At 64.0% G+C, this 361-nt stretch carries 1 protein-coding gene; it reads right to left on the bottom strand.

Annotation, left to right across the window (positions count from 1 at the left end; translation table 11 throughout):
• Positions 1–361, bottom strand: a 361-nt coding sequence (locus A3764_RS20920) for a Y-family DNA polymerase (protein ID WP_443069404.1), incomplete at both ends; no start/stop codon positions are given.

The raw sequence follows: 361 nt of genomic DNA, 5'->3' as shown, positions 1-361 counted from the left end.
AGCGACAGGGGCTGCACGGCGGGTGTGAGCTCTTCCATCATGCTTCGGATCGCGCGGCTCGCTTCGACATAGGCCTGCATCCGGGGTTTGACGATCACTGCTTCGGGGCAGAGCTTGAGCGCCTGAAACATCGGCATCGCGGACCGCACGCCCCTGATCCGGGCGACATAGCAAGCAGTCGAAACCACACCCCGCCGCCCGCCGCCGATGATGACGGGTTTGCCTTCCAACTCCGGATTGTCGCGCTTTTCCACCGAGGCATAGAAAGCGTCGCAGTCCATATGTGCGACGGAAAGGTCGTGCAGTTCCGGATGGGCCAGCACACGCGGGCTGCCGCAGGACGGACAACGCCGTGCGGCTT

This window comes from Sulfitobacter sp. HI0129, assembly GCF_001635395.1.
Classification (GTDB): Bacteria; Pseudomonadota; Alphaproteobacteria; order Rhodobacterales; family Rhodobacteraceae; genus Sulfitobacter.
This window is presented reverse-complemented; position numbering and strand designations above follow the sequence as displayed.